Raw genomic sequence first — 22,535 nt, 5'->3', positions numbered from 1 at the left:
AATTAGCTGAGTAACATGCGTAGTGGGGCTGTATCGCCACGATTTTAAAAGAAAATCATGGCGATACAGCTGTTTTTTTACAAAAACAAGGCATTGTAAATTTCAGCAGGTGAACGAAATTATTGCAGATGGCGTAAATTCATATCGTAGACTATATTCAAAACAGCAGCTGCACTAAATTTTGAAAATAACGATTCAGGGGGGAGTGATAAACAGGCGAATGGAAGCAATTCTAGCAAACATAACTGCACAGATCCGTCAAACAAGAGTAAAAAAGATGATTGTGAAAAACTGGCGATTATACGTAATGCTTACGCCAGTAATCTTGTACTTTATTTTATTCTATTATGTTCCTATGTATGGAGTTCAATTGGCGTTTAAAGATTTTATTGCAACAAAGGGGATTTTCGCAAGTCCTTGGGTTGGTTTCAAGCACTTTGAACGCTTTTTCGACAGTTATTATTTCTGGAGGCTCCTAAAGAACACGCTAGGTATCGGTTTATATGAACTAGCTGTCGGTTTCCCAATTCCAATTGTATTAGCGCTTATGATCAATGAAGTTGGAAGCAAGTTTTATAAACGGTTCCTTCAAACGGTCACGTACATGCCACATTTCTTATCTACTGTTGTCATCGTAGGAATGATAACGATATTTTTGCAACCGGATACAGGGATCGTGAATGTATTTATCAAGCTGTTTGGCGGAGAGCCGATCCGATTTTTAGATGCACCCGCTTGGTTTAAATCGATCTTTGTTTTGTCAGGCGTTTGGCAGCATATGGGATGGAGTTCGATTATTTATTTGGCTGCACTGAGCGGAATTGATATGCAATTGCACGAATCGGCCAAAGTCGATGGGGCGTCCAGATTGCAAAGAATTTGGCACGTCAATATTCCTGGCATCATGCCTACGATCGTTATATTGCTCATCTTAAAAGCAGGCTCCATTTTAGGAGTTGGTTTCGAGAAAGTTTTCCTAATGCAAAATAGTTTAAATATGGAAAGCTCCGATATCATCTCCACGTTCGTTTATCGCAGCGGAATATTGGATGCCCAATACAGTTTCGCGACGGCAGTCGATTTATTTAACTCGGTCATCAATTTAATTATGCTCGTAACAGTCAACTATATTGCCAGAAGAGCAGGGGGCAGCAGCTTATGGTAAAGAGCGCCTCTACATTATTGACAAAATCTAAAGGTGATCGCACGTTTGATATGTTGAATTACGCGATGCTATTCATCATTCTTATGATCATCATATACCCGCTAATTTTTATTATCAGTGCATCAATTAGCAATCCACAGTTAGTAAACAGCGGACAAATGTTATTCTGGCCAAAAGATCTCACTTTACTCGGCTATAAGAAATTATTTCAAAATGAAAATATTCTAATCGGGTATCGAAATACTATTTTTTATACCCTATTAGGAACGGCAATTAATCTCGTCATGACAATTCTTGCAGCTTATCCATTATCACGAAGAGATTTGGCAGGAAAAAATATCGTGATGGCTCTGTTCGTCGTTACCATGTTTTTCAGCGGCGGGCTGATTCCAACTTATTTGTTGGTCAAAAAACTCGGCATGCTAAATACAATCTGGGCACTGGTCATTCCAAATGCGGTTTCGATCTGGAATATCATCATCATGCGCACCTTTTTTCAGCAAAGTATTCCGAACGAGATCCAGGAGGCGGCAGCGATCGACGGTAGCTCTGATTTCCATATGCTTCTGAAAATCATTTTACCGTTGTCGATGCCAATTATCGCTGTCATGACGTTATTTTATAGTGTCAGTCATTGGAATGCGTTCTTCAACGCGCTCATTTATTTGACCGATCGGAACATGTTTCCGTTGCAGTTAATTTTAAGAGAAATCTTGATTCAGAACCAAATGGATAATATGGCGGGAGGCGCTGATGCATTGACCGATCAGGTTCTCTATGCACAAACGATCAAATATGCGGTTGTTATCGTTGCGAACCTGCCGGTGTTAATGTTATATCCGTTTTTGCAAAAACACTTTACCAAGGGAATCATGGTCGGCGCAATTAAAGGATAAAAAAATAAAAATAGGAGGTCTTTACAATGAAAATGATGAAAAAATGGATTGCCGTAACGTTGGGGACGACTTTGACTTTAACACTTCTGGCTGGTTGCGGCAGTAAAGATAACACTTCTGCGCCTGCAAATGCAAATACGACTACAAAAAATTCGAATGTAACTGAAACAGGATTACCAATTGTGAAAGATCCAGTTACGATCAAAATTTTTGCACCAAAGCGATTTGCATCGCAAAACCTGAATGATATTATGCTCTGGAACGAATATAAGAAATTGACGAATGTCAACGTGGAATGGACAGATGTAATCAGAGAGCAAATGGTAGAGAAAAGGAATATTGTTCTGGCAAGCGGGGATTTGCCCGAAGCGTTTTATGGAAACAGATTTACAACTGCAGACCTGCAAAAATATGGGCAGCAAGGTGCTTTTATCAAACTTAACGATCTCATTGATAAGTATGCACCTAATTTAAAGAAACTTATGAATCAAGATCCTAATATCAAGAAAGCAATCACAATGGTTGACGGAAATATTTACTCCGTCCCTACATTGGTTGACCCAAATTTCAAAGCCGTGAAATCAGGGCAGTTCCTGTGGTATCAAAAGAGTTTGTTGGACAAGCTTGGGGTGTCAGCACCTAAAACGACGGATGAGTTCTATAGTTTTCTGAAAAAGGTCAAAGAAACCGATCCTAACATCATTCCGGTTGGCGGTGGTGCAGTTGATAAACTAATCACGGTCATCCAGGGTTCATGGGGTCTTGCCAATCGTGGGATGAGTCATCCGTACGTAGACGTTGATCCAAAAACGAAAGCTTTGCGATTTATTCCGGCTGCTCCAGAGTATAAAGAGATGCTTCAATATGTTAACAAGCTTTATACCGAAGGATTGTTGGATAAGGATACTTTCTCCGGTAGCAGCGATCAGCAAATCGCAAATGGTATAAATGGAAAATACGCTGTTCACGCTGGTTATGATCCGGGACCGGTATGGAAACAGAATGGTTATGTAGGCGGAGTGACTTTGAAAGGGCCGCATGGGGATGAACTATTCTCAAACACGGTTTCCAATATATTCCATACAGGGAATTTTGTTATGACCAAAAATAATAAGAATCCTGAAGCTACCATGAGATGGGTCGACAATTTGTACACCGACGAAGGCTCGAAATTATTCTTTATGGGTACGGAAAACACCACATTTAAAAAGCTGCCGGATGGCACGTTGGATTACGTGGATTCCATTAAAAATAACCCTAATGGTTTGACGCAAGACCAAGCCGTTTCGCAATACTTGACATGGGTTGGTGTCGGTTATCCTGGAATTTTAAAGCAAGAATTCTTTAAAGGAGCGGAAGGAACAGCGAAATCCGTTCAGGCCATGAAGAATGTAGAAGCCCAGCTGCCTAAAGAGGTTTGGATGCCATTCGTCTATACGCAAGAGGAAACAGACAGAATGAATGCTCTGAAAGCGGATATTGAAACGTATGTGAAAGAATCGCTAGCAAAATTCATTACGGGCAACGTCTCTTTTACAGAGTGGGATAAATATGTATCGACTTTACAAAAAATGGGTCTAGATGAATATATGAAAATCTACAAAGCTGCTTATGACCGTTATAGCAAGTAATAATTATTGATCAACGCCCCTCCTGAGGCAGGAGGGGACATCTTTTATAAGGAGTGGTTATCGGGTGAACGTATCTACCTCATTAAACATTAATTGTTCTGTATCCAGGCTGGAAGCGATTCGCAAATGTGCTGAAGCTGGCTTTCAAGTATTGGATATGAATTATTGGGATTTGCAAGCAGAGATGCTGCAAAAAAGCTGGAGCGAGGAAGAAGCATGGGCTAAGGAGATACGCGCTTGCTCCGAACATTACGGGGTCCGGTTCAACCAGATACATGGACCTGTTCACGGTAAAACATTTACGGACCTCGTTCGGGGATTGACACTGGATTCGTTTATGCCTATTGCGGAGAGATCGCTGCGTTCGGCAGCCATAATAGGGGCTTCATGGGCCGTATGTCATCCCACTGATATCTCCATGAACGGGACAGAATCGTTCGAAGAAGTGTTGGACTTTAATATTAATTTTTACCGTCGCTTGATTCCTGTTATTGAAGAAACAGGGGTAGGCATCGCCATCGAAAACGGGTGCTATGTTCAAGAAGGTTTCAATCGCTATTTCACGATTGCGGAAGAACTTGCTCAGCTCGTCGACGCTCTCGATCATCCGTTGATCGGCGCTTGCTGGGATACAGGACATGCCCATGTGCAAAAGCTTGATCAGGCAGCTGAAATCTCAGTGCTTGGCAGCCGATTGAAAGCGACTCATATCCACGATAACGATGGCGGATACGACCAGCATCTTCTGCCTTATCAAGGCACAATCAATTGGGCCGAGCTGGTAGGAGCGCTTAAACAAAACCAATATAGCGGAGATTTTACTTATGAAGCGCATAACGGCCTAAACAAATTTCCAGATGGGATACAGGGTGCAGGCTTGAAGTTCGCACTTGAACTAGGAAAATATGTAACTTCATTAGAAAAAGGAATTGGCCAACTGGAGTTTATAAAATGAGAATTTTAATCATCCGACACGCCGAACCTGATTATCCCAATAATACAATCACTGCAGCTGGGCATCTGGAAGCGCAGGCTTTGGCTCAGAGGCTGAATAAGGAAGGGATCGATCGGATCTATAGCTCCCCAATCAACCGCGCGGTCCATACTATGCAATATACAGCCGAACTGATTGGATTGGAACCGATCATCGAACCTTGGACCCGCGAGTTGAGTTTGAGTTATGTAAATGACTCGGGCACTAATGTAGCCTCTTGGAATATTCCCGGTGAAATGGTTCGGGCGACAAAACCTTATCCAGGTCATGAAATATGGCCAGAGCAAGCTCCTTATTGCGACTATGTACAGGATTACGAGAACTTAAAAGTAGATTCCGACGATTTTCTTCGACGTCATGGATACGGTAGAGAAGAGGGGAAATACCGCATCTTATCGGCTAACCGCGAGACAATCGCCGTATTTTGCCATCTGGGGTTTGGTCTGACCTGGCTGGCACATTTGTTGGAAATCCCTTTACCGTTGGTATGGAGCGGATTTTGGCTTCCGCCAAGCTCCGTCACTACGATTTTGTTTGAGGAAAGAAATAAGGAATGGGCAGTTCCACGTTGCACCGGTCTGGGAGGTATAGCTCACCTGCATGAGGCGGGGTTGAATATATCGACAGCGGGACTTTTGGCTAATAATGATTGAAGAAATTAATAATATGTATATTTTCTGAGCTGCGGGGCAATACCCCGCTCTTTCTGTTATTCAAAGAAAATTTGATTCGAGACCGCTAGACAAGGAAGTGTAAAGCTATGGAGGATGTCTCTAGCATATGGAGTATTTCGCACGGAGAGTTACTATTACGGATGGTCTTAGCTGCAGTTCTTGGTGGATTAGTAGGCTTAGAACGAGAGTGGCATAACCACGCTGCTGGATTTCGCACGCACATTCTCGTTTGCCTCGGTTCTGCTATGATTATGCTGCTTTCCATCTATGGCTTCTCCGAATTTGTTAATGAGCCGAATGTCCGAATCGACCCAGCGCGTTTAGCGGCACAGGTAATTAGCGGCATTGGCTTTTTAGGTGCCGGAGCTATTCTTCGTAATGGCTCTGCGGTCAGCGGTCTTACAACGGCAGCCTCTGTTTGGGTCGTTGCAGCAATCGGTTTATGCGTGGGAGCGGGTTTCTTATATCCAGCAGTTTTTTGTACACTGATGGTTTTGGTCAGCCTTTTGCTGCTTAACAAGTGGGAGAAGCATCTGATGAGACATCGCAGAAATCATGAAATAAAGCTAAGAGCATTTGATGTTCCCGGCGTACTTGGTAAAATCGCTTCTACCTTCGGAGAGCAGGGAATTCAAATTGAAAATATCAAAATGGAAAAGGACCTCGAAGTATCTGGGGTGATTGATAAGAATGAAAAGCAGCCATCTGTTCAACTTTGCTTCCAATTGAAGGTTCATAGTCAGGATAAATACATGGCTGCAATTGAGCAGATCAAAGCCCTTTCTTTTGTGCAAGGGATGGAATTCTCAGGTACTGTTTCAACTTTTGCACGTCCAAAGCATCGATTGGAGAGGGTACATGTGAATTAGCGCCGTTGTTGCTTCTGTTTGTTGGTTATGCAACATTAAGGCATCTTAGGATTACATTGTTGTAAATTTAAACACGAACCAAATTTGGTATCGTGTTTTTTTGTGCAGAAAAACATCTAAAATATTAATATTTCATCAATTTCAAAATCTAAATGGTGGTATAATTCGCTGGATTGTGATCGTTGATGTAAATGGAACTGTGTTAGAGGTTAATGAAGATGCCCCTCGACTATATCAGTCCTTAGTAAAAGGCGAGCGAATCAAGAATTTCGAAGCGATAAAACTTAGAAAAGACGGATCTACATTTTACGTTGTTGTTGTTGTTGTTGTTGTTGTTGTTGTTGTTGTTTGCGGCGCCAGCTGTTTTGTTTTTTTCTTCTCGTGTATAAATTTCGTGAAAAAACACAATGTTTTCCGCATTGTACGGATTAAAAGTAGAGCTTTTTTCATTTATAACAGTTGTAAGTTGAGCTTCATAAAGCTGATAATGAGGGCATCTTATTATGTTACTTTTCTGGCGATGATTGTAAGCCGCTCCCGTCGTTTGTTGCGGTTTTGAACAAAGACGAGTTTGACCGGCATGCCGCAAGAGGTATGGACAATAACAGTACTCCAGATGGACGATCGCTTGTTTTTTTTGCAGGATTCGGTAAAGCTCACTCAGCGTCAGGCGTTGAGCTTGGGTAAACATAGCGTTGCTTCATTTCCTTGATCATTGCGATCGTGAAATGGTGACGATGATGATGCGCGCATAAATTCGTACCTTCAGGCGTATCTACGCGTGCCTCAAAGATGTATGAGTTGAACGAAAAAAAGGGCGAGGAATGTTTACATTCACTTGCCCTTTTTTCATAGTGAATATGTTGAATTCATTGCCGAGTGACAAAGAGGTGGAAAAAAATTCAACCTTATACGGATACATATTTATACATACAATGGAGTCATCTTCATCAATATTATTCGTAGCATCAGGAGGTAAAGCCCTATGAGAATTATCTACTTAGATATCGATTCGCTTCGTCCTGACCATATGAGTTGTTATGGCTATAACAGGAAGACGACGCCGAATATCGATACCATTGCTGCAAGCGGGATGATCTTTAATAGCTGCTATACAGCATCCTCCCCTTGCGTGCCATCCAGGGCAAGCTTCATGTCTGGACGGTTCGGCATAAACCATGGAGCATTGACACACTGGGGACCAGGAGGAGAATTCCAATATCCGGAGGGAGACGGACATAGCGAGGAGATTCCGTTCTTCACTAGACATTTACGCAACGCTGGGTACAAAACAATCACCTTCTCCACGTTCGGAGATCGGCACCATGCTTGGTGGTACTTTGCAGGATGGAACGAAGTCCACACGCACACGCTAAAGGAGGGGAACGAGAACGCGGATGAAGTAAACGCTTCCGTAGTTCCGTGGCTGAAGCAGCACGGGAAGGAAGATAACTACTTCCTGCACATCCAATACTGGGACCCTCACTCTTTCTATACGTATCCAATCGAATATATGGAGCAGTTTAAGGATGAACCATTGAAGCCTTTCCCTGATGAGGCTGAGATTGCAAGTCAACAGCATCATAGCTTCCCGCGATCAGCGGCGTTCTTGCATTGGGGCAATAAGTACCCAGCTACAATGCCTGGGCAAATTGCGAACCGCTCGGATTTCAAGCATCTTATCGATGGTTATGACGGTGGAGTCAGCTATATGGATAAACACGTGGGCGAGCTTTTGGATACGCTGCGGGAGTTGGGCATCGAAGATGAAGTCTGTTTCATCATCAGCGCGGATCATGCAGAGTCGATGGGCGAGCAAGGTATTTATGTTGAGCACCCAAGCGCAACCGAAGCCGTCCATCATATACCGCTCATCATCAAAGTGCCTGGTGTTACCAACCCGGGGCAAGTAGTAGATGGCTTTGTCTACAATGTAGATGTGATTGCCACGATTACGGATTTGGTTGGACTTAAAGTTCCATCCGGTTGGGACGGTAAATCATTCCTTCCAGCGCTGAAGGGCGAGCATTGGCAAGGCCGTGATTACTTGGTTATGGATCATGCGCTTTATGTGTGCCAACGGGCAGTACGGGATGAGAAATGGTACTTCATCCGAACCTACCATCCTGGCTTATACATGCATTTCGATGAAGTCACTTTATACGACATGGTCAATGATCCGAATCAGACTCGTAATGTGGCGAGCGATTACCCAGACGTTGTGAAAGAAATGGATCACCGACTCGCCGCATGGCAGCATGAACAAGCACGCAGACCGGACTATAAGGTAGACCCTATGCAGAAAGTACTGGAAACAGGTCCGTGGAAATATTTGAAAGCGGAAGACTGGGTGCGCAGATTGGATCAGGCAGGTTGGAGTGAAGCAGCGGACACCATCAGACGAAAATACAAGAAAGAGGCACTGCAGCCTGCATATGACGGCTAATGCCTTCTAATCGGACCAAGAAGGAGGATATTCTATGAAAAAATTCCCTAGCTGGCTATTGACCGTCGTTTCCATCGTTATCGGAATTGTAGTCTGGTACTTACTTTCAGCCATACCTGCGGTTGGAGCGATTATCACGAGTCCAATAAAAGTTGTAAAAACATTGATAGTCGAAATTGAGAGCGGACGTATGTTGTCGAATATATGGGCAAGTCTGCTGCGTGTCATTGGCGGGTTCTCGCTTGGATTACTTGTTGCAATTCCAGCCGCTTTCCTTATGGCTTGGTACGCCTTTGTCCGTGCGATTGTTGATCCTTGGATCCAATTTTTCCGTACGATTCCGCCTATTGCTTTAATCCCTCTCGTTATCGTTTCTCAAGGTGTAGGGGAATCCGCAAAGATCAGTGTTATTTTTGTGGCGACGTTCCTCGTCATGGTCATCTCGATCTTTCAGGGAGTTCGTAACGTTGATCCGACGCTCATTCGAGCGGCAAGAGTACTGGGTGCGACGGATAAGCACATATTTCTGGAAGTTATTGTTCCAGCATCGTTTCCCTATATTCTTGTCGGAGTCAGGCTTGGACTTGCGGCAGCTTGGACAACATTAGTAGCTGCTGAGCTCACAGGCGCAAGCAAAGGTTTAGGCAATATGATTATGGAAGCAAGCTTATACTTCCGAATGGATGTCGTTATTCTCGGCATTATGGTAATTGGCCTAATCGGATTAAGTATGGATAAATTCGTACTCTTCTTAGAAAGGAAGTTGACAGGATGGCAGGAACTGCGGCAAGGATAATAAGCGATGTAAATGTTCAACGTGGAAATGCGCCCGTTAAAATTGATATTCGAGGACTTTCCAAGGTCTACAAAGGCCGTAACGGAGATACGGTAGCCTTGCAAAATACGGATCTTACGATTATGCAAAACGAGTTTGTAAGCGTTGTCGGACCCAGTGGCTGCGGCAAAACGACGCTGCTGAACATTATTGGCGGTCTAGAGCCGTCTACCTCCGGCTCGGTCAAGGTTGATGGTATCGAAGTGAAGGGCCCGGGCAAGGATCGCGGTGTAGTATTTCAGCAATACGCGTTGTTTCCCTGGAAAACCGTTCAGAAGAACGTAGAATTCGGCTTAAAGCTTAGAGGACTGAGTAAGCAGGAGCGCAAAGAGAAGGCCGAGCATTACTTGGAGCTCGTCGGTCTTAAAGATTTCGCAAATGCTTACCCAAAGGAACTTTCTGGCGGTATGAAGCAGCGTGTGGCAATTGCGAGAGCATATGCCGTTCAGCCTGAAGTGCTGTTAATGGATGAACCATTTGGTGCTTTGGATGCTCAGACAAGAGCACAGCTGCAAGAGGAACTGCTGAAGACATGGCAGAAAGAGAAAAAAACTTGCTTCTTTATTACGCACGATGTGGAGGAAGCTGTGATTTTGGCTCAACGCGTTATTATCATGAGCGCAAGACCGGGCAGAATTAAAGAAATTATTGATATCGATATTCCTTACCCTCGAGATCAATCAACCAAGCTGGATCCACGGTTCATAAGTATTAAAAATGAAATTTGGTCCAAAGTATACCGTGAATATCTTGAAGTTTCGAAGTAAGGGGATCCAAAGGCGAAAGCCAATATAAACTAACATACATTTGGGAGGTCTTTATCCATGGTTGCTCAATTTAAATCTCTTTCCAGGCTTACGGTTACATCTGCATTATTCAGTGTGACAATTCTTCTAAGTGCTTGCGGCTCAGGCAGCACGCCTACGAACGCTGGTAACGCCACACAGACGCCTGGTGCACCTGCCACTTCAGCTGTCAGTACGCCGACACCAAAGGCCGAATTGAAGGTGGAGACGATTAATTTCGCGTATATGCCGAATATGGGAGGCGCTGCTCCGGTGGCGTTAGGTGAGGATAAAGGTTACTTCAAAGAACAAGGCATTAAGTTGAATGCGGTTAAATTTCTAAGCGGTCCTCCTGAGTTTCAAGCTATGGCATCAGGTGATATCGACATCGCTTATATCGGTCCTGGCGCTACGTTTTTAGCCGCTCAAGGCCAAGGCAATGTTATTGGTCTGGTCTCTCTTGGAAAAGCTGATATGGTTCTTGCAACGAAAAAATCCGGCATTAAAGAGTGGAAGGATTTGAAAGGCAAGACTGTTGGCGTTCCGAAAGGAACTTCTGGCGAGATGGTCCTCAACCTTGGACTTGAGAAGGCCGGTTTAAAGCAGGCCGATGTAAATATTGTAACCATGGATGTGGCAGGAGCTGTTTCCGCTTATGTGGCTGGCAAAGTGGATGCCGTTGCGATTTGGTCACCATACACGGTGGAAATCGAGAAGCAAGTAGGAAAAGAAAACATCGTGAAGCTAGGCGATAATAGCACCTTTTACCCAGATTACAGCTTCCCGTCTAGTTGGGTGGCTAGTCCGAAATTCATGAAAGAGAAGCCTGAGCTTGCTGAACGATTCATGAAAGCGATGAACAAGACGACGGATTATAAAATTAGCCATTTGGATGAAGCTGTTAAGTTGACAGCAGCGTTTACGCAAGTGCCTGAGGACAGCCTGAAGCAAGAGTTGGATTCCATCGATTGGATTGACAGCAAGAAGCAAGCGCAAGTATTTAAAGATGGAACTGCCAAAAAATGGTTTGATAACTTGCAAAAGCTATTCGTTGACACTGGCAAAGTGACAAGCACAGTTCCTTCTGAGAAGTTTATGACAACAGAACCTGCGATAAAAGCAGTACAACCTTAACATTTACTGAATGAATAAAGAGGAGGACTCATAGTCCTCCTCTTACTTTTTGTATAAAAGGCGTAACGTTCAGTTCTCGAAGCAGGGCAGTCACTTCTTTGGTTCTCTTCTTGTTGAACTTTTTCAAAATCACATTAATTTGCGATTTGATGGTGGATAATTCGACTTGCCGTTCCTTTGCGATTTCCGTTATTTTCATATCTTTGAGAAGAAGATCTAGAATAACTAGCTCCGATGGGGTCATCTGAGAAAGAATTAACGTCGCATTCATCAACGATTCCTGATTACGGCGGATCCGAGAGAACTCATTTTTGATTTTATAGGCAAACTCAGGACGGACTTGTACATTTCCCGCGTGAGCAGAACGAATGCTCTGAATAATGGCTTCGCTGGAGCTTGTCTTCAGCACGTAATCGACAGCACCTGTTTCGAAAGCGCTGAATACCGTTTCATCATCTTCATGCACCGTAAGGAACACGATTCGTGTTTGCGGATGAAGCTCAAGCACTTTTTGTGCGGTGATGATCCCGTCATGTCTCATTTTCATCTCGATATCCATGAGGATCAGATCAGGCCCTTCCAGCTCGGCTATCAGCTTCAACACTTCTTTGCCGCTGGAGGCATGTCCGATGACCTTCAAATCATCTTCTCGATCGATCAGCTCACAGAAATGCTCCCTCAGAACATCCAAATCTTCAGCAACAATAATACGTATGGGTGCTATCATCTCCATCAACCTTTCTTAGCCTCTGGTTTCAACACATATAGCGGCATAATAATTTGGAACGTGCTGCCTTTTCCAGTTTTGCTGTCAAGATGAATGCGTCCGTAATGTCCAAGCACGATATGCTTCACGTACGATAAACCGACGCCCCAATTTTTATTTGTATTTTTACTTGTATAAAAGGGATCGAAAATCTTATCCTGCAGATGATCAGGAATACCAGGACCGTTATCCGAAATTTTGATGATCACCCAATTATCTTCTTCGTACAGGCAGACCTGAATAACGCCCGAAGTGTCGGATGCAATCGCTTCAACCGCATTTATCAGCAGATTATAAATGACTTCCGACATATGATCAAAATCAGCCAAGATCACGGTTTCAGTTTCAGTTCCAGTACATTCAATGATGATGTTCGAAGGTAAAGAGGGCATCCTTTCCAGCGTATGAACAATAAGCTTTTGCAGGGATTGGGGTTTCAGTTGGAGATGGCTTGTTTTAAATGACTTGTACAACTGATCGAGTCTTCCGAGTGTTTGGTTCACAATGACGTCCGCTTTGCTGAGCGCCGTCTCCACCTTTTGAACATCTGCAGTTTCACCGTCGTGCAGGCCTGTATTAGCTTGCTTGATAAGGAGCTGAATCATGATCAGTTGATTTTTCACGGCATGTGTGAACACTTGAGCGCCCATATTAGCGGTATTTAGCTTTCGCTCCAGCATGAGGTCCTCATTGCCCATTTTCTTTTCAATTTCTGTATAACGCCAAACGGAGAAAATGCTGATAACAGATAAAATACCTGTAATGCTAATGCTTATATACCACTCAAGCAGGGTTAGAGGCGGGTTGAAATTAGAGAAATCCGAATACAGCACGTAGAAAGTACGTACGTCGAAGACCTGTAAAGGACCCATGAAGCCAAGGTAAAAATAAAACAGAACTAGCGAGAGCACGCCGAGGATAATAAACTGGCTTTGTCTTTTTAACCATGGAATCGTTACTCGCTGATATTTCCAAATCATGATAGAAACGGCTGCTGCTGCAGATAGAACAAGCCATCCCCGTGTTACCCAACCAACGATATAGGTATGATTGCGGTCCATTACGGAAAGAGCCCATTTGTAAATGATGGGATCATAGAAAACTAGATTGGCGAGTGCAGGCAAGAGAATTAAAACATATACCTTCCACATGCGCCTCGCCGTTTTGAAAGACAATAAGGATATCGACAGTCTGATCAAGCTAAAAATAAAAAGCGACCGTCCAACCGTAAGCATACGGCTAATTCCCTCAATTTTGATAGGAGCATTTAACAGCATATTGCGGATCGTGTCGTTGAAAAACAATACGCTATTTACTCTGTAATAGAATCCGCCGAATTTGGCAATAAACAAAATCAATCCGGACATGCTAAGAAACCATCCGACTAGCACAAGTCCCATCCAATAGGCTGAAGGATTGCGCGCTTTGGCAATAAAGAGCGTAATGGCTGCAATCATGAGCAAGATAAGGAGTATTGTCATCGTGTCACCTGTTTTCATAAATAGTAACTCTAATATAACACATCATGACAGTACTGACTCTCATGGAAACTTTTCTCAATAATCAAATGAAAAGAACTAGCCTCAAGTTATAATCTTGAAGGCTAGTTCTCTCTATAAGATCACGTTATTCTTTTACCGATCCAATAACCAGTCCATTGACAAAATAACGCTGCATAAAAGGGTAAACAATGAGGATTGGCAGAATGGATATAAAGATTTGTGCAGCTTTGACAGAACGGTTAGAGATTTGATCCAAGGTGAATTCATCAAAGCCGGTTTTATTGAAATCTTGCACGATGACAATCGTCTGAAGCAGCGTCGCAAGCGGCCATTTGGCTGGATCGTTCATATAAATCATTCCATCGAACCAAGAGTTCCAATGGCCGACCATTGAGAATAAAGAGAGCGTGACGATGGCGGGAAGGGAGATCGCCAAATAGATGCGAAACAGGATCGTAAAGTAGTGTGCGCCATCCATGGTCGCTGCTTCTTCAAGTTCCCGAGGGACGCCACGGAAGAAGTTCATCATCAGAATAAGGTTCCACACATTGAGTAGTCCAGGCAAAATGAGCACCCAGAAATGATTCATTAAGCCGATTTTCTGAATGACCACATACGTAGGAACAATCCCTCCGTGGAACACCATTATAAATAAGAAGAACCATGTATACGCATTTCGAAATCGGAATTTTTTGGAGTCAAAAGCGAGCGGGAAAGCAGCCATGATGGTGACTAGCATCCCAAGAACGGTGCCAATCACAGTTCGAAGTACGGTTATTTGCAGTGAGTTGAAAAAGTTTTCATTGATTAATGATTTCTCATAAGCTGCAAGTGTGAAATGAACGGGCCATAAATTGACCAAGTTCCCATCAGCCGCAGATTTATCACTAAGTGAGACGGCTAATATATGAATTATGGGAAGGATACATAGGATCGCTGTAACCGAAAGCAGCGCAACAATGAAGTAATAGGAAAGCCGGTACGTAGGGTTTTTATAGTACATGTCGATACCTTCTTTTCATCAAAGTAGTGTTGATCTAGAACACTCTGTATTTCGCTACTCGATAGGCAAAGTAGTAAGCGCTTGTAATCAGAACGAAACTTACTGCGGACTTAAATATGCCGACTGCGGACGCATAGCTGTAATTACCGGATCTGAATGCAGCGTAAACATAAGTGTCGATAATATCTCCTTTACCTGCGACTAACGGATTGAGCAAGTTATATACCTGATCAAAATTGGCATTAAGCACGTTGCCAAGCGAGAGCGTAAGAACAACAACAATAATAGGGAGCATAGAAGGAATCGTTACGTAAAGCGTTTGCTTCCACCGTCCTGCTCCATCAATTTCGGCAGCCTCGTAAAGCGCTGGGTTAATATTGGATAGAGCTGCGAGGAAGACGATCATCGAGAATCCGAATTCTTTCCAGATATCGCTGACAACAAGAACAACGCGAAACCAATTACCATTGGCTAAAAACTGAATGGAAGAAAGTCCCATCAATTGTATGAGCCTATTAACCATGCCTTGAACGGAAAGCAGGTCTAGCAATATACCGGCAAGGATCACCCAAGACATAAAGTGCGGTAAATAGACAAGCGTTTGTACCCAGCGCTTTAAAGCCATCTGCCGTATCTCATTCAGCAGGAGTGCGAAGAAAACGGAAACAAACAGGCTAATGGTCAGTTTAAGTCCAGCGATGATGATAGTGTTCGAGATTACCTGCTTGGAGTCATGAAGGGAAAAAAACAGCTTGAAATTGTCCCAGGCTACCCATTTCGAGTTCATAAAGCCGATCCAAGGCTTGTAATCTTGAAATGCAATAACAATGCCTGCTAACGGTATGTAATGAAATACGATAGCCAGGATTACGGCCGGAAGCAGCATCACATGCAGCATCCACTTGTTACTTACAGAGAATCGCGCAGACCGATTGCCAGTGCGAGTCCTTGGTGTTATATTTTGTCTTGAAATCATTTGTGTGAACACCCTCTCAGAATTAGTAATTTAATTCTATTCTGTACACGTATGACTTCATAGTGATCGATTCTAAATATAACCACCATTTTCTTAAGGGGAATGATCCGAATGAGACTTCATCAATCGATTTTATTTAAGCTGAGCGGGGTCACCGTAGTGCTCTTGATACCGGTTTTTTTATTGGTTTATTTATTTAATCAGACGAATGTCCGGATCATCAGCGATGAAATTTCTTCCAATTCCTCTAATCAACTGCTCCTGTTGAAGAGCCAGATCGAATCCGGACTCGAGAATATGATGCTGCTCCCAGGCGTTTTGGCTAGAGATTCTAAACTGGTCGCGTTGAGGAAAAGCATTGTGCTTAATGAGTATTACAATATTACGCAGCAACAAATCACGCTTCAGGAATCATTGGCGCTTCACACGTATTTGCTGAACTGGTCGCCTAGAATCGATATTTATCTCACCGAATCCAAACGCCGAATTTCGTCCTCCGGCGAGGAAAACTATAACGAAGATGTGTTGAAGCAGGCCAAATACGGTCAGTGGATTTATAAAAAAGGTGTCAATACACAGTCCTCTTACTTCGACTTTTTCTTTACCGAATCGCTGCCAAATACCAATAACAGCTCCGCAGGCAAAACGCTGGACAGCACCATTTTTCAGATTGAATTCAAAGCTTCAAGCATACAGAACTTACTAGAGCAATATGGGACTAAAAGCCATAAGGCCCCTTTTCTTTTGATCAATGACGCTTCGATCGTGACGACCCAATTCGGGGACCATGAACTTATCGGCAAATTGACGAAACATTTACATCTTACGGATGAAACCGGTCATGCCCATATTACGCTTGATGACAAAAACTATTTTATGACGTATGTGTATGTCCCGCAGATTCGCTCCTATCTGGTTGACTATGTCCCTTTAAAAGAAATATTGGGACCGATCAATCACAATCAAACCATTTTTTACATCATCATTTTCCTATTGCTGTTTTTAGGATTAGCTTCATCCTTCATGCTGTTCCGTCAAGTTCAGAAGCCAATCAGTGTGCTGACGCAAGGCTTGAAAAAAGTGCGGTTGGGCGATTACTCTCACCGGATTGAAACCAAATATCACAATGAGTTTGACTTTGTGACGGTGGGCTTCAATGAGATGGGCATACAGATTCAGCATCTCATTGAGAACGTGTATGAAGAAAAGAATCGCTCTCGACTTGCGAGCATGAAACAACTGCAATCTCAAATCAATCCTCATTTTCTCTATAACAGCCTTTCTTTCGTTTCGGCATGCGCTAAACTGGGTGAGAACGATACCATCATTCAAATGTGCCATCATCTAGGCGATTATTACCGTTACTCAACCCGGGTTGAGAATCAGAATCCGACGATCCTGGAAGAGATGGAATTTGTTCAAAATTTTTTAGAGGTCATTCATATGAGATTCGGAAGAATTAAGTATGATTTCGATGTCCCGCCAGAGTTAACACAGGAAGTGATTCCTCGTCTTCTCATACAACCTGTCGTAGAAAACGCCATAGAGCACGGACTCGAAGGAAAAGAGGGAGTCGGGAACATTCATATAACCGCTTCCAGACAAGCCGGTTGTATCGTCTTGGCGGTAGAAGACAACGGTACTGGAATGTCTGAGGAGCAGATGGAATCATTACGGGAGGAGCTCAAGCAACCGATTACGGAAACGACCGGATGCGGGTTGTGGAACGTTAACCAAAGACTATGTATCGCATTTGGAGGGAGATCGGGTATTCGTCTTTCCCATTCCACCGGTAGTTCAGGCGTCCGCGTAGAGCTAATTATCGATCAATCCGAAGATGAAAGCAGGGATGAACATGTACAAAATATTAATAGCAGACGATGAACCGATGCAGTTAAATAGCTTGGCAGCGTTGGAATGGGATCAGCTGGAGGTTACTCAAATCTATAAAGCTTCGTCAGGTAAAGAAGCGATAGAACTTCTGGAGAAGTACCCCGTTGACGTTGTGATTACGGATATACGTATGCCGGGCGTAGACGGGCTGGCACTCAGCCGGCATATTCATGAACGGTATCGTCAGACCAAATGTATTATCGTCTCCGGATACGCCGACTTTGAGTATGCCCGCAAAGCTCTTCAATACAGCACAATCTCCTATTTACTGAAGCCTGTTAAAGATCAAGAGCTTATAGATGCCGTTCGCGAAGCGTTGGCAAGAATCAATGAGGATTGGCAAATGATTAGTTCATACGATAATGCGATGTCCGTTTTGCGTCAAAATTTGCCGACGCTGCGCTCTGCCCTTTTATCGGACATACTCGCTGGCAAAATAGATTTCACTTCGAAATTATCAGATAAGCTATCGTTGTACGAAGTCCCTTATGCGAAGGGAGACTCGTTTGCCATTGTGGTACTACGGTTGGAAGATTGGTTTCGTCAATCCAAGGAACAAGAGAGAGAGTTATATGAATATGCGATAACAAATATCGCCAATGAACTGATGCATAGTGATTTTGAGTTATGGTCCTGTACAGATCATCTTGGATATATGGTTTTTTTACTTAAGCCTTTATCTTCCGGAGATGAGCCCGAGTCCTACTCAAGACTGGCGGAGAAGTTAGCTACGCAGCTTCAAACAAGTATTCATAATTATTTGAATGGGAGAGCATCTGTACTGCTGAGTCCTTTTGGAACTTTCCCAGAAGATATTCCTGCTCTTTACCGCGGTTGCCTGCAAAAGTATCGTCAATTACCTCTCAGATATCAGGATTACTTTATCCGGCTATCCGAAGAGAAAAAAAGTTACGACTTCCAGACGCTGCAAACTTTATATGCCCCGCCTACCATTATCCAATTGTTTGAGACAGGGCGTATGGACGACGTACGTACCAAATGCGCGGATATTCTAGCAGAAATGATGCACAAAAAAATGGATACCGAGGAATATATTCTCGAGGTGGTGCTTGCATTTCGCCACGCGTTTGTCTACAGCGCGCATTTGCAAGGCATGTCTCTGATCGAGTTGGAATCGGAGGTTGGGGATATTTCTCAAAGGACGCTTAGATCACTTGATCAGTTATCTGAATGGGTTCTTGGCATCGTTGACAAGCTCGAGCAAAAGACGATCCAGCAGACTCGAAGTACGCATGAAAAGGTCATTCTGCGGATTCATCGGTATATAGAAAGCCATATATCAAAAGATGTTTCCTTGCAAGCGCTTGCTGATGATGTCATGCTACACCCCGTTTATTTATCTTCGATGTACAAGCAAGAGACGGGGGAGAACATCAGTGATTATATTTTTCGATTCCGTATGGAAAAGGCAAGTCATCTCCTGAGAAACTCCAGCATCAAAATATTTGAATTAGCGCGGGAGCTTGGCTTTCAAAATCCTACTTATTTCAGCAAGCTGTTTAAAAATCATTTTGGCATGACGCCTCAAGAATATAGGGGATTAAGTTGATGCAAGGAAATGATTATTTCCGGTTCGGCAAACACGTGCTAAATTATAAACGTTGGGCGCACCAAAAGATATTGGGAGGTTGAGTGAACCAGTGAGCAGAATGGAAATTGACCAATTACCGAGTATGAGTGACGAGTACACGTTGACAGAACAGCAGGTTTCCGAGTATCAAAAAAATGGACACACGATGCTGAGGGCGGTTGCTTCAAAGGCCGAAATCGACGTTTATGAGCCCATTATTAGCGATAAAGTAAGGGAATTGAATTATTATCATGACAAACCATTATCAGAACGCAGTACGTATGGCAAAGCTTTTATTCAGGTTACGAATTTGAGGGTTCAGAGTGAAGCTGTCATGAAGTTTACGTTAGCCAGACGATTCGCTAAAATCGCCGCTGATTTAATGGGAGTAACTGGAGTCCGCATCTATGCGGACCAAGCATTGTTTAAGGAACCGGGCGGCGGCTATACACCGTGGCATCAGGACCAAATCTATTGGCCGCTTGATGCCCGCACGATTACGATGTGGATGCCTCTCGTGCATGTAGCTGAAGAGGTAGGCTCCATGACTTTTGTATCCGGTTCACATGCATTCAATCATATTACAAGAATGGCCATCTCCGACGAATCCCATAAAACATTGGGCGGGTTCATCGATAGCAAGGGATTGGAAAAGGTGAATTATGGTGAGCTTCAGGCAGGGGACGCTACCTTCCATACAGGATGGACGCTCCACAGCGCGCCGGGGAATCCTACCGACAAGATGAGGGAAGTCATGACAGTCATCTATGTGGAAGACGGGGCTCGCCTAGTGGAACCGGAAACCAATGTTCGAACACAGTGCTTGCAGATGCATACGCCAGGGTGCAAACCGGGAGATGTTGTGTCCAGCAGCCAAAATCCGCTTATTTACCACCGTTCATAAAAAACAGACCCGCTATGAATAAAGGAGAAACCGTACAGATTTCCGTGACGGTTAATGAATAATCAAAACCAGGCTGCGCAGAGATGCGCAGCCTGATTCATGTAAACTGGAACCATCCAGAGCTGGAAAATCCGATGACAAGACGTTAAAAATTTACTAGGTTTTCTTTATTCTACATGACTACAGGAATCATTCAGACCGTTATATGATGAATTTGCTAGCAAATTGCAATCGTTATCATAATGAAATAGGGATGTGATGCATATCAGATTGAATGACAATTTATGCAAAATTTCGAGTGATATTATGAAAATGATACACGAAGAATACGACACGGATCTAACAATAGAAGTCTGTGCGGAACGGCTTCATTTTCACCCCAGCAACATATGGCGTTTGCTTCGGAAGGAAGCAGGGATTAATTTCAGCGATTATTTGGCGCAATATCGACTGAAAATTGCAAAGATGTGGCTTGAAGAGACAGAGATGACGATTAAGGAGATGGCCGATAAACTAAGATATACGAACGCGCAGAACTTTATCCGGTATTTTAAAAAGCGTGAAGGGGTGTCGCCGGGGAAGTTCAGGTATTTACACAAGGGTATGTAAAAGTTAAGAATTTACTATACTATCTTTATTCATTATTACTACTGTGAATCTAAAGTCCGTTATATGATGAATTTACAGCAACTCAACATTTTGTTTAGGGGGAAAAATATGAAAAGACCAAAGCTTTTTGTCGTCTTAGTTTCCGCGCTCGTACTCACGAGCAGTCTTTTGACGGCCTGTTCGCAATCAAGCAATCCAGGCAGCACGACAGGTCCGAGCAGTACGGCTAAGCAAGAGGCGGCAACAGGCGCCAAAAACATCGCAAGTGAAATTCAAGCAGGCACGTATAAGTTCGAGCAGCCTGTAACGATCACAACTGTCAGATCAACCTCGCCCTCGCATGTTTATAAAGCCGGTGAAGGTCCGACGGACAACGCATCAACGAAGTGGGCAAAAGATAAACTTGGCATTGACATTAAGTATCAGTGGGTATCGCCACTCGATCAATACAGCAATAAAATTCGGTTGATGTTAAGCTCGGGTGAAAAATTGCCGGACGTTATCCGGGTAGGTGATGCAAGGTTGATTAACGACTTGGTTCAATCAGGCAGGTTTAAAGACATTTCTGCTGATTTTGAAAAGTACGCTTCCACGGAATTTAAAAACTCTTTAAATAAAAATCCAAAGTTGCTGTGGTCATCTGTCAGCTTCGATGGCAAGAAGATGGGAATCCCGATCTTGACTCAAACGGCACTTAACAACTCACTGCTTTGGGTGCGACAGGATTGGCTGGATAAACTTAATTTGAAAGCGCCAACAACGCTTGACGAAATGGCTGCCGTCTTGAAAGCGTTTAAAGACAATGCGGAAAAGCTTGGCGTAAAAGATATGGTTCCGCTCGGATTGAGCCTGAAGTCCGGATTCAAAGGATGGATTGCTGAATCAACGCCTATTTTCGGAATGTTCGGCACAGTGCCAGATCAATGGATTAAAGCTTCCGATGGCAAACTGGAATATGGTACCTTCAAGCCAGAAATCAAAGAAGGATTAAACGTGCTCACCGACTGGTATAAAAAGGGATACATAAGCCCGGAAGTCGGACTTCATAACGAAGGAAAGATTGCGGAATTAGTAGGTGCCGGTAAAGTCGGCATGATGTTCGCTCCATACTGGATCCCGGCTTATCCATTACCTGATATGTTGAAAAACAACCCGAATGCCTCCTTTAAACCCTATGCGCTCCCAGTAGGGCCTAGTGGAAAGGTAATGGGATACGATTACAACATTAATGGCGGGGCGCTGCTCGTCAATAAAGATTTTGAGCGTACTGATGCGCTATTCTTATACTTAAACCGGCTCTTTACAGCGAATAATCCAAAACAAGGCAGTGAATTCGAGAACGGCTGGTTTGAAGGTTACGATTATGTGATGAAAAATGGAAAAGTATCGATTGATCCGAAGGACTTCCCGGACGGGAAATGGATCAACAGTGTCAAGCATGATTTCCTTATGGAACCGATTGATCCCAATATTTTCAATGACACGGCGAAACTGCTTGCCAAAGGTAAAAAACCGGAAACGCCAATTGAAAAGAAGATTGCAGATAATAACACCCCTGATGCGATCTATGCAGCGGGATTAGTATCAGATCGTGCCCAGAGTTACGTAGTCGACGCCTATCTCGGCGGCCCAACGCCAACATTGTTATCCAAAGGACCTGTTATCGACAAGATCAAAGCAGAGGGAATGCTGAAAATTGTATACGGTCAAGCGCCTATTTCAAGCTTTGACGATTTGGCTAAACAGTGGCAAACGGCTGGAGGGAATGAACTGTCCTCTGAAGTGAATAAAGCTGCAGCGAGCAACCAATAGCTGTAACTTGAGATGTTAACCATACCAACTCCTTCGGTTTTTATGTGATG

Annotated in this window: 20 protein-coding genes; 15 read left to right on the top strand and 5 right to left on the bottom strand. The window is 43.5% G+C overall.

The genetic code is table 11. The features are described from left to right. The first annotated feature begins 220 nt into the window (after nucleotides 1-220). From AC58QC_RS03650 to AC58QC_RS03625, 6 genes are all read left to right on the top strand, one after another. Nucleotides 221-1,165 carry an ABC transporter permease gene (locus AC58QC_RS03650; protein ID WP_497413833.1) on the top strand — a complete coding sequence of 315 codons (945 nt, stop codon included), beginning with the start codon at nucleotides 221-223 and terminating at the stop codon, nucleotides 1,163-1,165. Beyond that, on the top strand, nucleotides 1,159-2,061 hold the full coding sequence (locus tag AC58QC_RS03645) for a carbohydrate ABC transporter permease (protein WP_497413832.1): 903 nt from the start codon (nucleotides 1,159-1,161) through the stop codon (nucleotides 2,059-2,061). The genes AC58QC_RS03650 and AC58QC_RS03645 overlap by 7 nt, the downstream gene beginning before the upstream one ends. Nucleotides 2,062-2,087: 26 nt before the next feature. Further along, nucleotides 2,088-3,692 carry a type 2 periplasmic-binding domain-containing protein gene (locus AC58QC_RS03640; protein WP_497413831.1) on the top strand — a complete coding sequence of 535 codons (1,605 nt, stop codon included), beginning with the start codon at nucleotides 2,088-2,090 and terminating at the stop codon, nucleotides 3,690-3,692. A gap of 64 nt (nucleotides 3,693-3,756) precedes the next feature. Then, the gene (locus AC58QC_RS03635; RefSeq protein WP_497413830.1) at nucleotides 3,757-4,647 is read left to right on the top strand and encodes a sugar phosphate isomerase/epimerase family protein; all 891 of its coding nucleotides are present in this window, start codon (nucleotides 3,757-3,759) and stop codon (nucleotides 4,645-4,647) included. Then, nucleotides 4,644-5,339, top strand: a complete 696-nt coding sequence (locus AC58QC_RS03630; RefSeq protein ID WP_497413829.1) for a histidine phosphatase family protein — start codon at nucleotides 4,644-4,646, stop codon at nucleotides 5,337-5,339. The genes AC58QC_RS03635 and AC58QC_RS03630 overlap by 4 nt, the downstream gene beginning before the upstream one ends. Before the next feature lie 107 nt (nucleotides 5,340-5,446). Continuing rightward, the gene (locus AC58QC_RS03625) at nucleotides 5,447-6,229 is read left to right on the top strand and encodes an MgtC/SapB family protein (RefSeq protein ID WP_497413828.1); all 783 of its coding nucleotides are present in this window, start codon (nucleotides 5,447-5,449) and stop codon (nucleotides 6,227-6,229) included. 241 nt (nucleotides 6,230-6,470) lie between these two features. Here the strand turns inward: AC58QC_RS03625 and AC58QC_RS03620 are convergent, their stop codons facing one another. Next, the gene (locus tag AC58QC_RS03620) at nucleotides 6,471-6,920 is read right to left on the bottom strand and encodes a hypothetical protein (protein ID WP_497413827.1); all 450 of its coding nucleotides are present in this window, start codon (nucleotides 6,918-6,920) and stop codon (nucleotides 6,471-6,473) included. A gap of 294 nt (nucleotides 6,921-7,214) precedes the next feature. Between AC58QC_RS03620 and AC58QC_RS03615 the strand changes: the two genes are divergently transcribed. Genes AC58QC_RS03615 through AC58QC_RS03600 form a run of 4 tightly spaced genes read left to right on the top strand, consistent with a single transcriptional unit; the run spans nucleotide 7,215 to nucleotide 11,429 of the window. Continuing rightward, the gene (locus AC58QC_RS03615) at nucleotides 7,215-8,675 is read left to right on the top strand and encodes a sulfatase family protein (protein WP_497413826.1); all 1,461 of its coding nucleotides are present in this window, start codon (nucleotides 7,215-7,217) and stop codon (nucleotides 8,673-8,675) included. A gap of 34 nt (nucleotides 8,676-8,709) precedes the next feature. Further along, the gene (locus AC58QC_RS03610) at nucleotides 8,710-9,471 is read left to right on the top strand and encodes an ABC transporter permease (RefSeq protein ID WP_497413825.1); all 762 of its coding nucleotides are present in this window, start codon (nucleotides 8,710-8,712) and stop codon (nucleotides 9,469-9,471) included. Further along, a complete protein-coding gene (locus AC58QC_RS03605; protein WP_497413824.1) occupies nucleotides 9,447-10,277 on the top strand; it encodes an ABC transporter ATP-binding protein in 831 nt (276 codons plus the stop codon). Before AC58QC_RS03610 ends, AC58QC_RS03605 begins: the two co-directional genes overlap by 25 nt. Nucleotides 10,278-10,334: 57 nt before the next feature. Continuing rightward, entirely contained in the window at nucleotides 10,335-11,429 is a 1,095-nt protein-coding gene (locus AC58QC_RS03600; RefSeq protein WP_497413823.1) for an aliphatic sulfonate ABC transporter substrate-binding protein, read from the top strand. Between the two features lie 28 nt (nucleotides 11,430-11,457). Here AC58QC_RS03600 and AC58QC_RS03595 read toward each other — a convergent pair whose 3' ends face one another. From AC58QC_RS03595 to AC58QC_RS03580, 4 genes are all read right to left on the bottom strand, one after another. Then, nucleotides 11,458-12,156 (bottom strand): response regulator, encoded by a 699-nt coding sequence (locus AC58QC_RS03595; protein WP_497413822.1) that lies wholly within the window; start codon nucleotides 12,154-12,156, stop codon nucleotides 11,458-11,460. A gap of 5 nt (nucleotides 12,157-12,161) precedes the next feature. After that, nucleotides 12,162-13,694: a sensor histidine kinase gene (locus AC58QC_RS03590; RefSeq protein WP_497413821.1), complete on the bottom strand. Its 1,533-nt coding sequence runs from the start codon at nucleotides 13,692-13,694 to the stop codon at nucleotides 12,162-12,164. A gap of 127 nt (nucleotides 13,695-13,821) precedes the next feature. Then, entirely contained in the window at nucleotides 13,822-14,700 is an 879-nt protein-coding gene (locus tag AC58QC_RS03585; protein WP_497413820.1) for a carbohydrate ABC transporter permease, read from the bottom strand. 34 nt (nucleotides 14,701-14,734) lie between these two features. After that, entirely contained in the window at nucleotides 14,735-15,676 is a 942-nt protein-coding gene (locus AC58QC_RS03580; protein WP_497413819.1) for an ABC transporter permease, read from the bottom strand. A 111-nt stretch (nucleotides 15,677-15,787) separates the two neighbouring features. Here AC58QC_RS03580 and AC58QC_RS03575 point away from each other — a divergent pair, with 111 nt between their 5' ends. From AC58QC_RS03575 to AC58QC_RS03555, 5 genes are all read left to right on the top strand, one after another. Beyond that, a complete protein-coding gene (locus AC58QC_RS03575) occupies nucleotides 15,788-17,560 on the top strand; it encodes a sensor histidine kinase (RefSeq protein ID WP_497413818.1) in 1,773 nt (590 codons plus the stop codon). Then, on the top strand, nucleotides 17,532-19,139 hold the full coding sequence (locus AC58QC_RS03570; RefSeq protein WP_497413817.1) for a response regulator: 1,608 nt from the start codon (nucleotides 17,532-17,534) through the stop codon (nucleotides 19,137-19,139). The genes AC58QC_RS03575 and AC58QC_RS03570 overlap by 29 nt, the downstream gene beginning before the upstream one ends. A gap of 100 nt (nucleotides 19,140-19,239) precedes the next feature. Next, entirely contained in the window at nucleotides 19,240-20,064 is an 825-nt protein-coding gene (locus AC58QC_RS03565) for a phytanoyl-CoA dioxygenase family protein (protein WP_497414067.1), read from the top strand. Nucleotides 20,065-20,370: 306 nt separating this feature from the next. Further along, on the top strand, nucleotides 20,371-20,673 hold the full coding sequence (locus tag AC58QC_RS03560) for a helix-turn-helix transcriptional regulator (protein ID WP_497413816.1): 303 nt from the start codon (nucleotides 20,371-20,373) through the stop codon (nucleotides 20,671-20,673). Between the two features lie 108 nt (nucleotides 20,674-20,781). Then, nucleotides 20,782-22,485, top strand: a complete 1,704-nt coding sequence (locus tag AC58QC_RS03555; RefSeq protein ID WP_497413815.1) for an extracellular solute-binding protein — start codon at nucleotides 20,782-20,784, stop codon at nucleotides 22,483-22,485. Nucleotides 22,486-22,535: the final 50 nt, after the last annotated feature.

It is taken from the genome of Paenibacillus sp. J22P51, assembly GCF_059692215.1.
The sequence above is the reverse complement of the archived record's forward strand: the minus strand, read 5'-3'. Positions and strand labels throughout refer to the sequence as shown.

Bases quoted from the DNA above. Each gene is read 5' to 3' on its own strand.
- AC58QC_RS03650 (WP_497413833.1), top strand. From the start codon at position 221: ATGGAAGCAATTCTAGCAAACATAACTGCACAGATCCGTCAAACAAGA.
- AC58QC_RS03645 (WP_497413832.1), top strand. From the start codon at position 1,159: ATGGTAAAGAGCGCCTCTACATTATTGACAAAATCTAAAGGTGATCGC.
- AC58QC_RS03640 (WP_497413831.1), top strand. From the start codon at position 2,088: ATGAAAATGATGAAAAAATGGATTGCCGTAACGTTGGGGACGACTTTG.
- AC58QC_RS03630 (WP_497413829.1), top strand. From the start codon at position 4,644: ATGAGAATTTTAATCATCCGACACGCCGAACCTGATTATCCCAATAAT.
- AC58QC_RS03625 (WP_497413828.1), top strand. From the start codon at position 5,447: ATGGAGGATGTCTCTAGCATATGGAGTATTTCGCACGGAGAGTTACTA.
- AC58QC_RS03620 (WP_497413827.1), bottom strand. From the start codon at position 6,920: ATGTTTACCCAAGCTCAACGCCTGACGCTGAGTGAGCTTTACCGAATC.
- AC58QC_RS03615 (WP_497413826.1), top strand. From the start codon at position 7,215: ATGAGAATTATCTACTTAGATATCGATTCGCTTCGTCCTGACCATATG.
- AC58QC_RS03610 (WP_497413825.1), top strand. From the start codon at position 8,710: ATGAAAAAATTCCCTAGCTGGCTATTGACCGTCGTTTCCATCGTTATC.
- AC58QC_RS03605 (WP_497413824.1), top strand. From the start codon at position 9,447: ATGGCAGGAACTGCGGCAAGGATAATAAGCGATGTAAATGTTCAACGT.
- AC58QC_RS03600 (WP_497413823.1), top strand. From the start codon at position 10,335: ATGGTTGCTCAATTTAAATCTCTTTCCAGGCTTACGGTTACATCTGCA.
- AC58QC_RS03595 (WP_497413822.1), bottom strand. From the start codon at position 12,156: ATGATAGCACCCATACGTATTATTGTTGCTGAAGATTTGGATGTTCTG.
- AC58QC_RS03590 (WP_497413821.1), bottom strand. From the start codon at position 13,694: ATGAAAACAGGTGACACGATGACAATACTCCTTATCTTGCTCATGATT.
- AC58QC_RS03585 (WP_497413820.1), bottom strand. From the start codon at position 14,700: ATGTACTATAAAAACCCTACGTACCGGCTTTCCTATTACTTCATTGTT.
- AC58QC_RS03580 (WP_497413819.1), bottom strand. From the start codon at position 15,676: ATGATTTCAAGACAAAATATAACACCAAGGACTCGCACTGGCAATCGG.
- AC58QC_RS03575 (WP_497413818.1), top strand. From the start codon at position 15,788: ATGAGACTTCATCAATCGATTTTATTTAAGCTGAGCGGGGTCACCGTA.
- AC58QC_RS03570 (WP_497413817.1), top strand. From the start codon at position 17,532: ATGTACAAAATATTAATAGCAGACGATGAACCGATGCAGTTAAATAGC.
- AC58QC_RS03565 (WP_497414067.1), top strand. From the start codon at position 19,240: ATGGAAATTGACCAATTACCGAGTATGAGTGACGAGTACACGTTGACA.
- AC58QC_RS03560 (WP_497413816.1), top strand. From the start codon at position 20,371: ATGAAAATGATACACGAAGAATACGACACGGATCTAACAATAGAAGTC.
- AC58QC_RS03555 (WP_497413815.1), top strand. From the start codon at position 20,782: ATGAAAAGACCAAAGCTTTTTGTCGTCTTAGTTTCCGCGCTCGTACTC.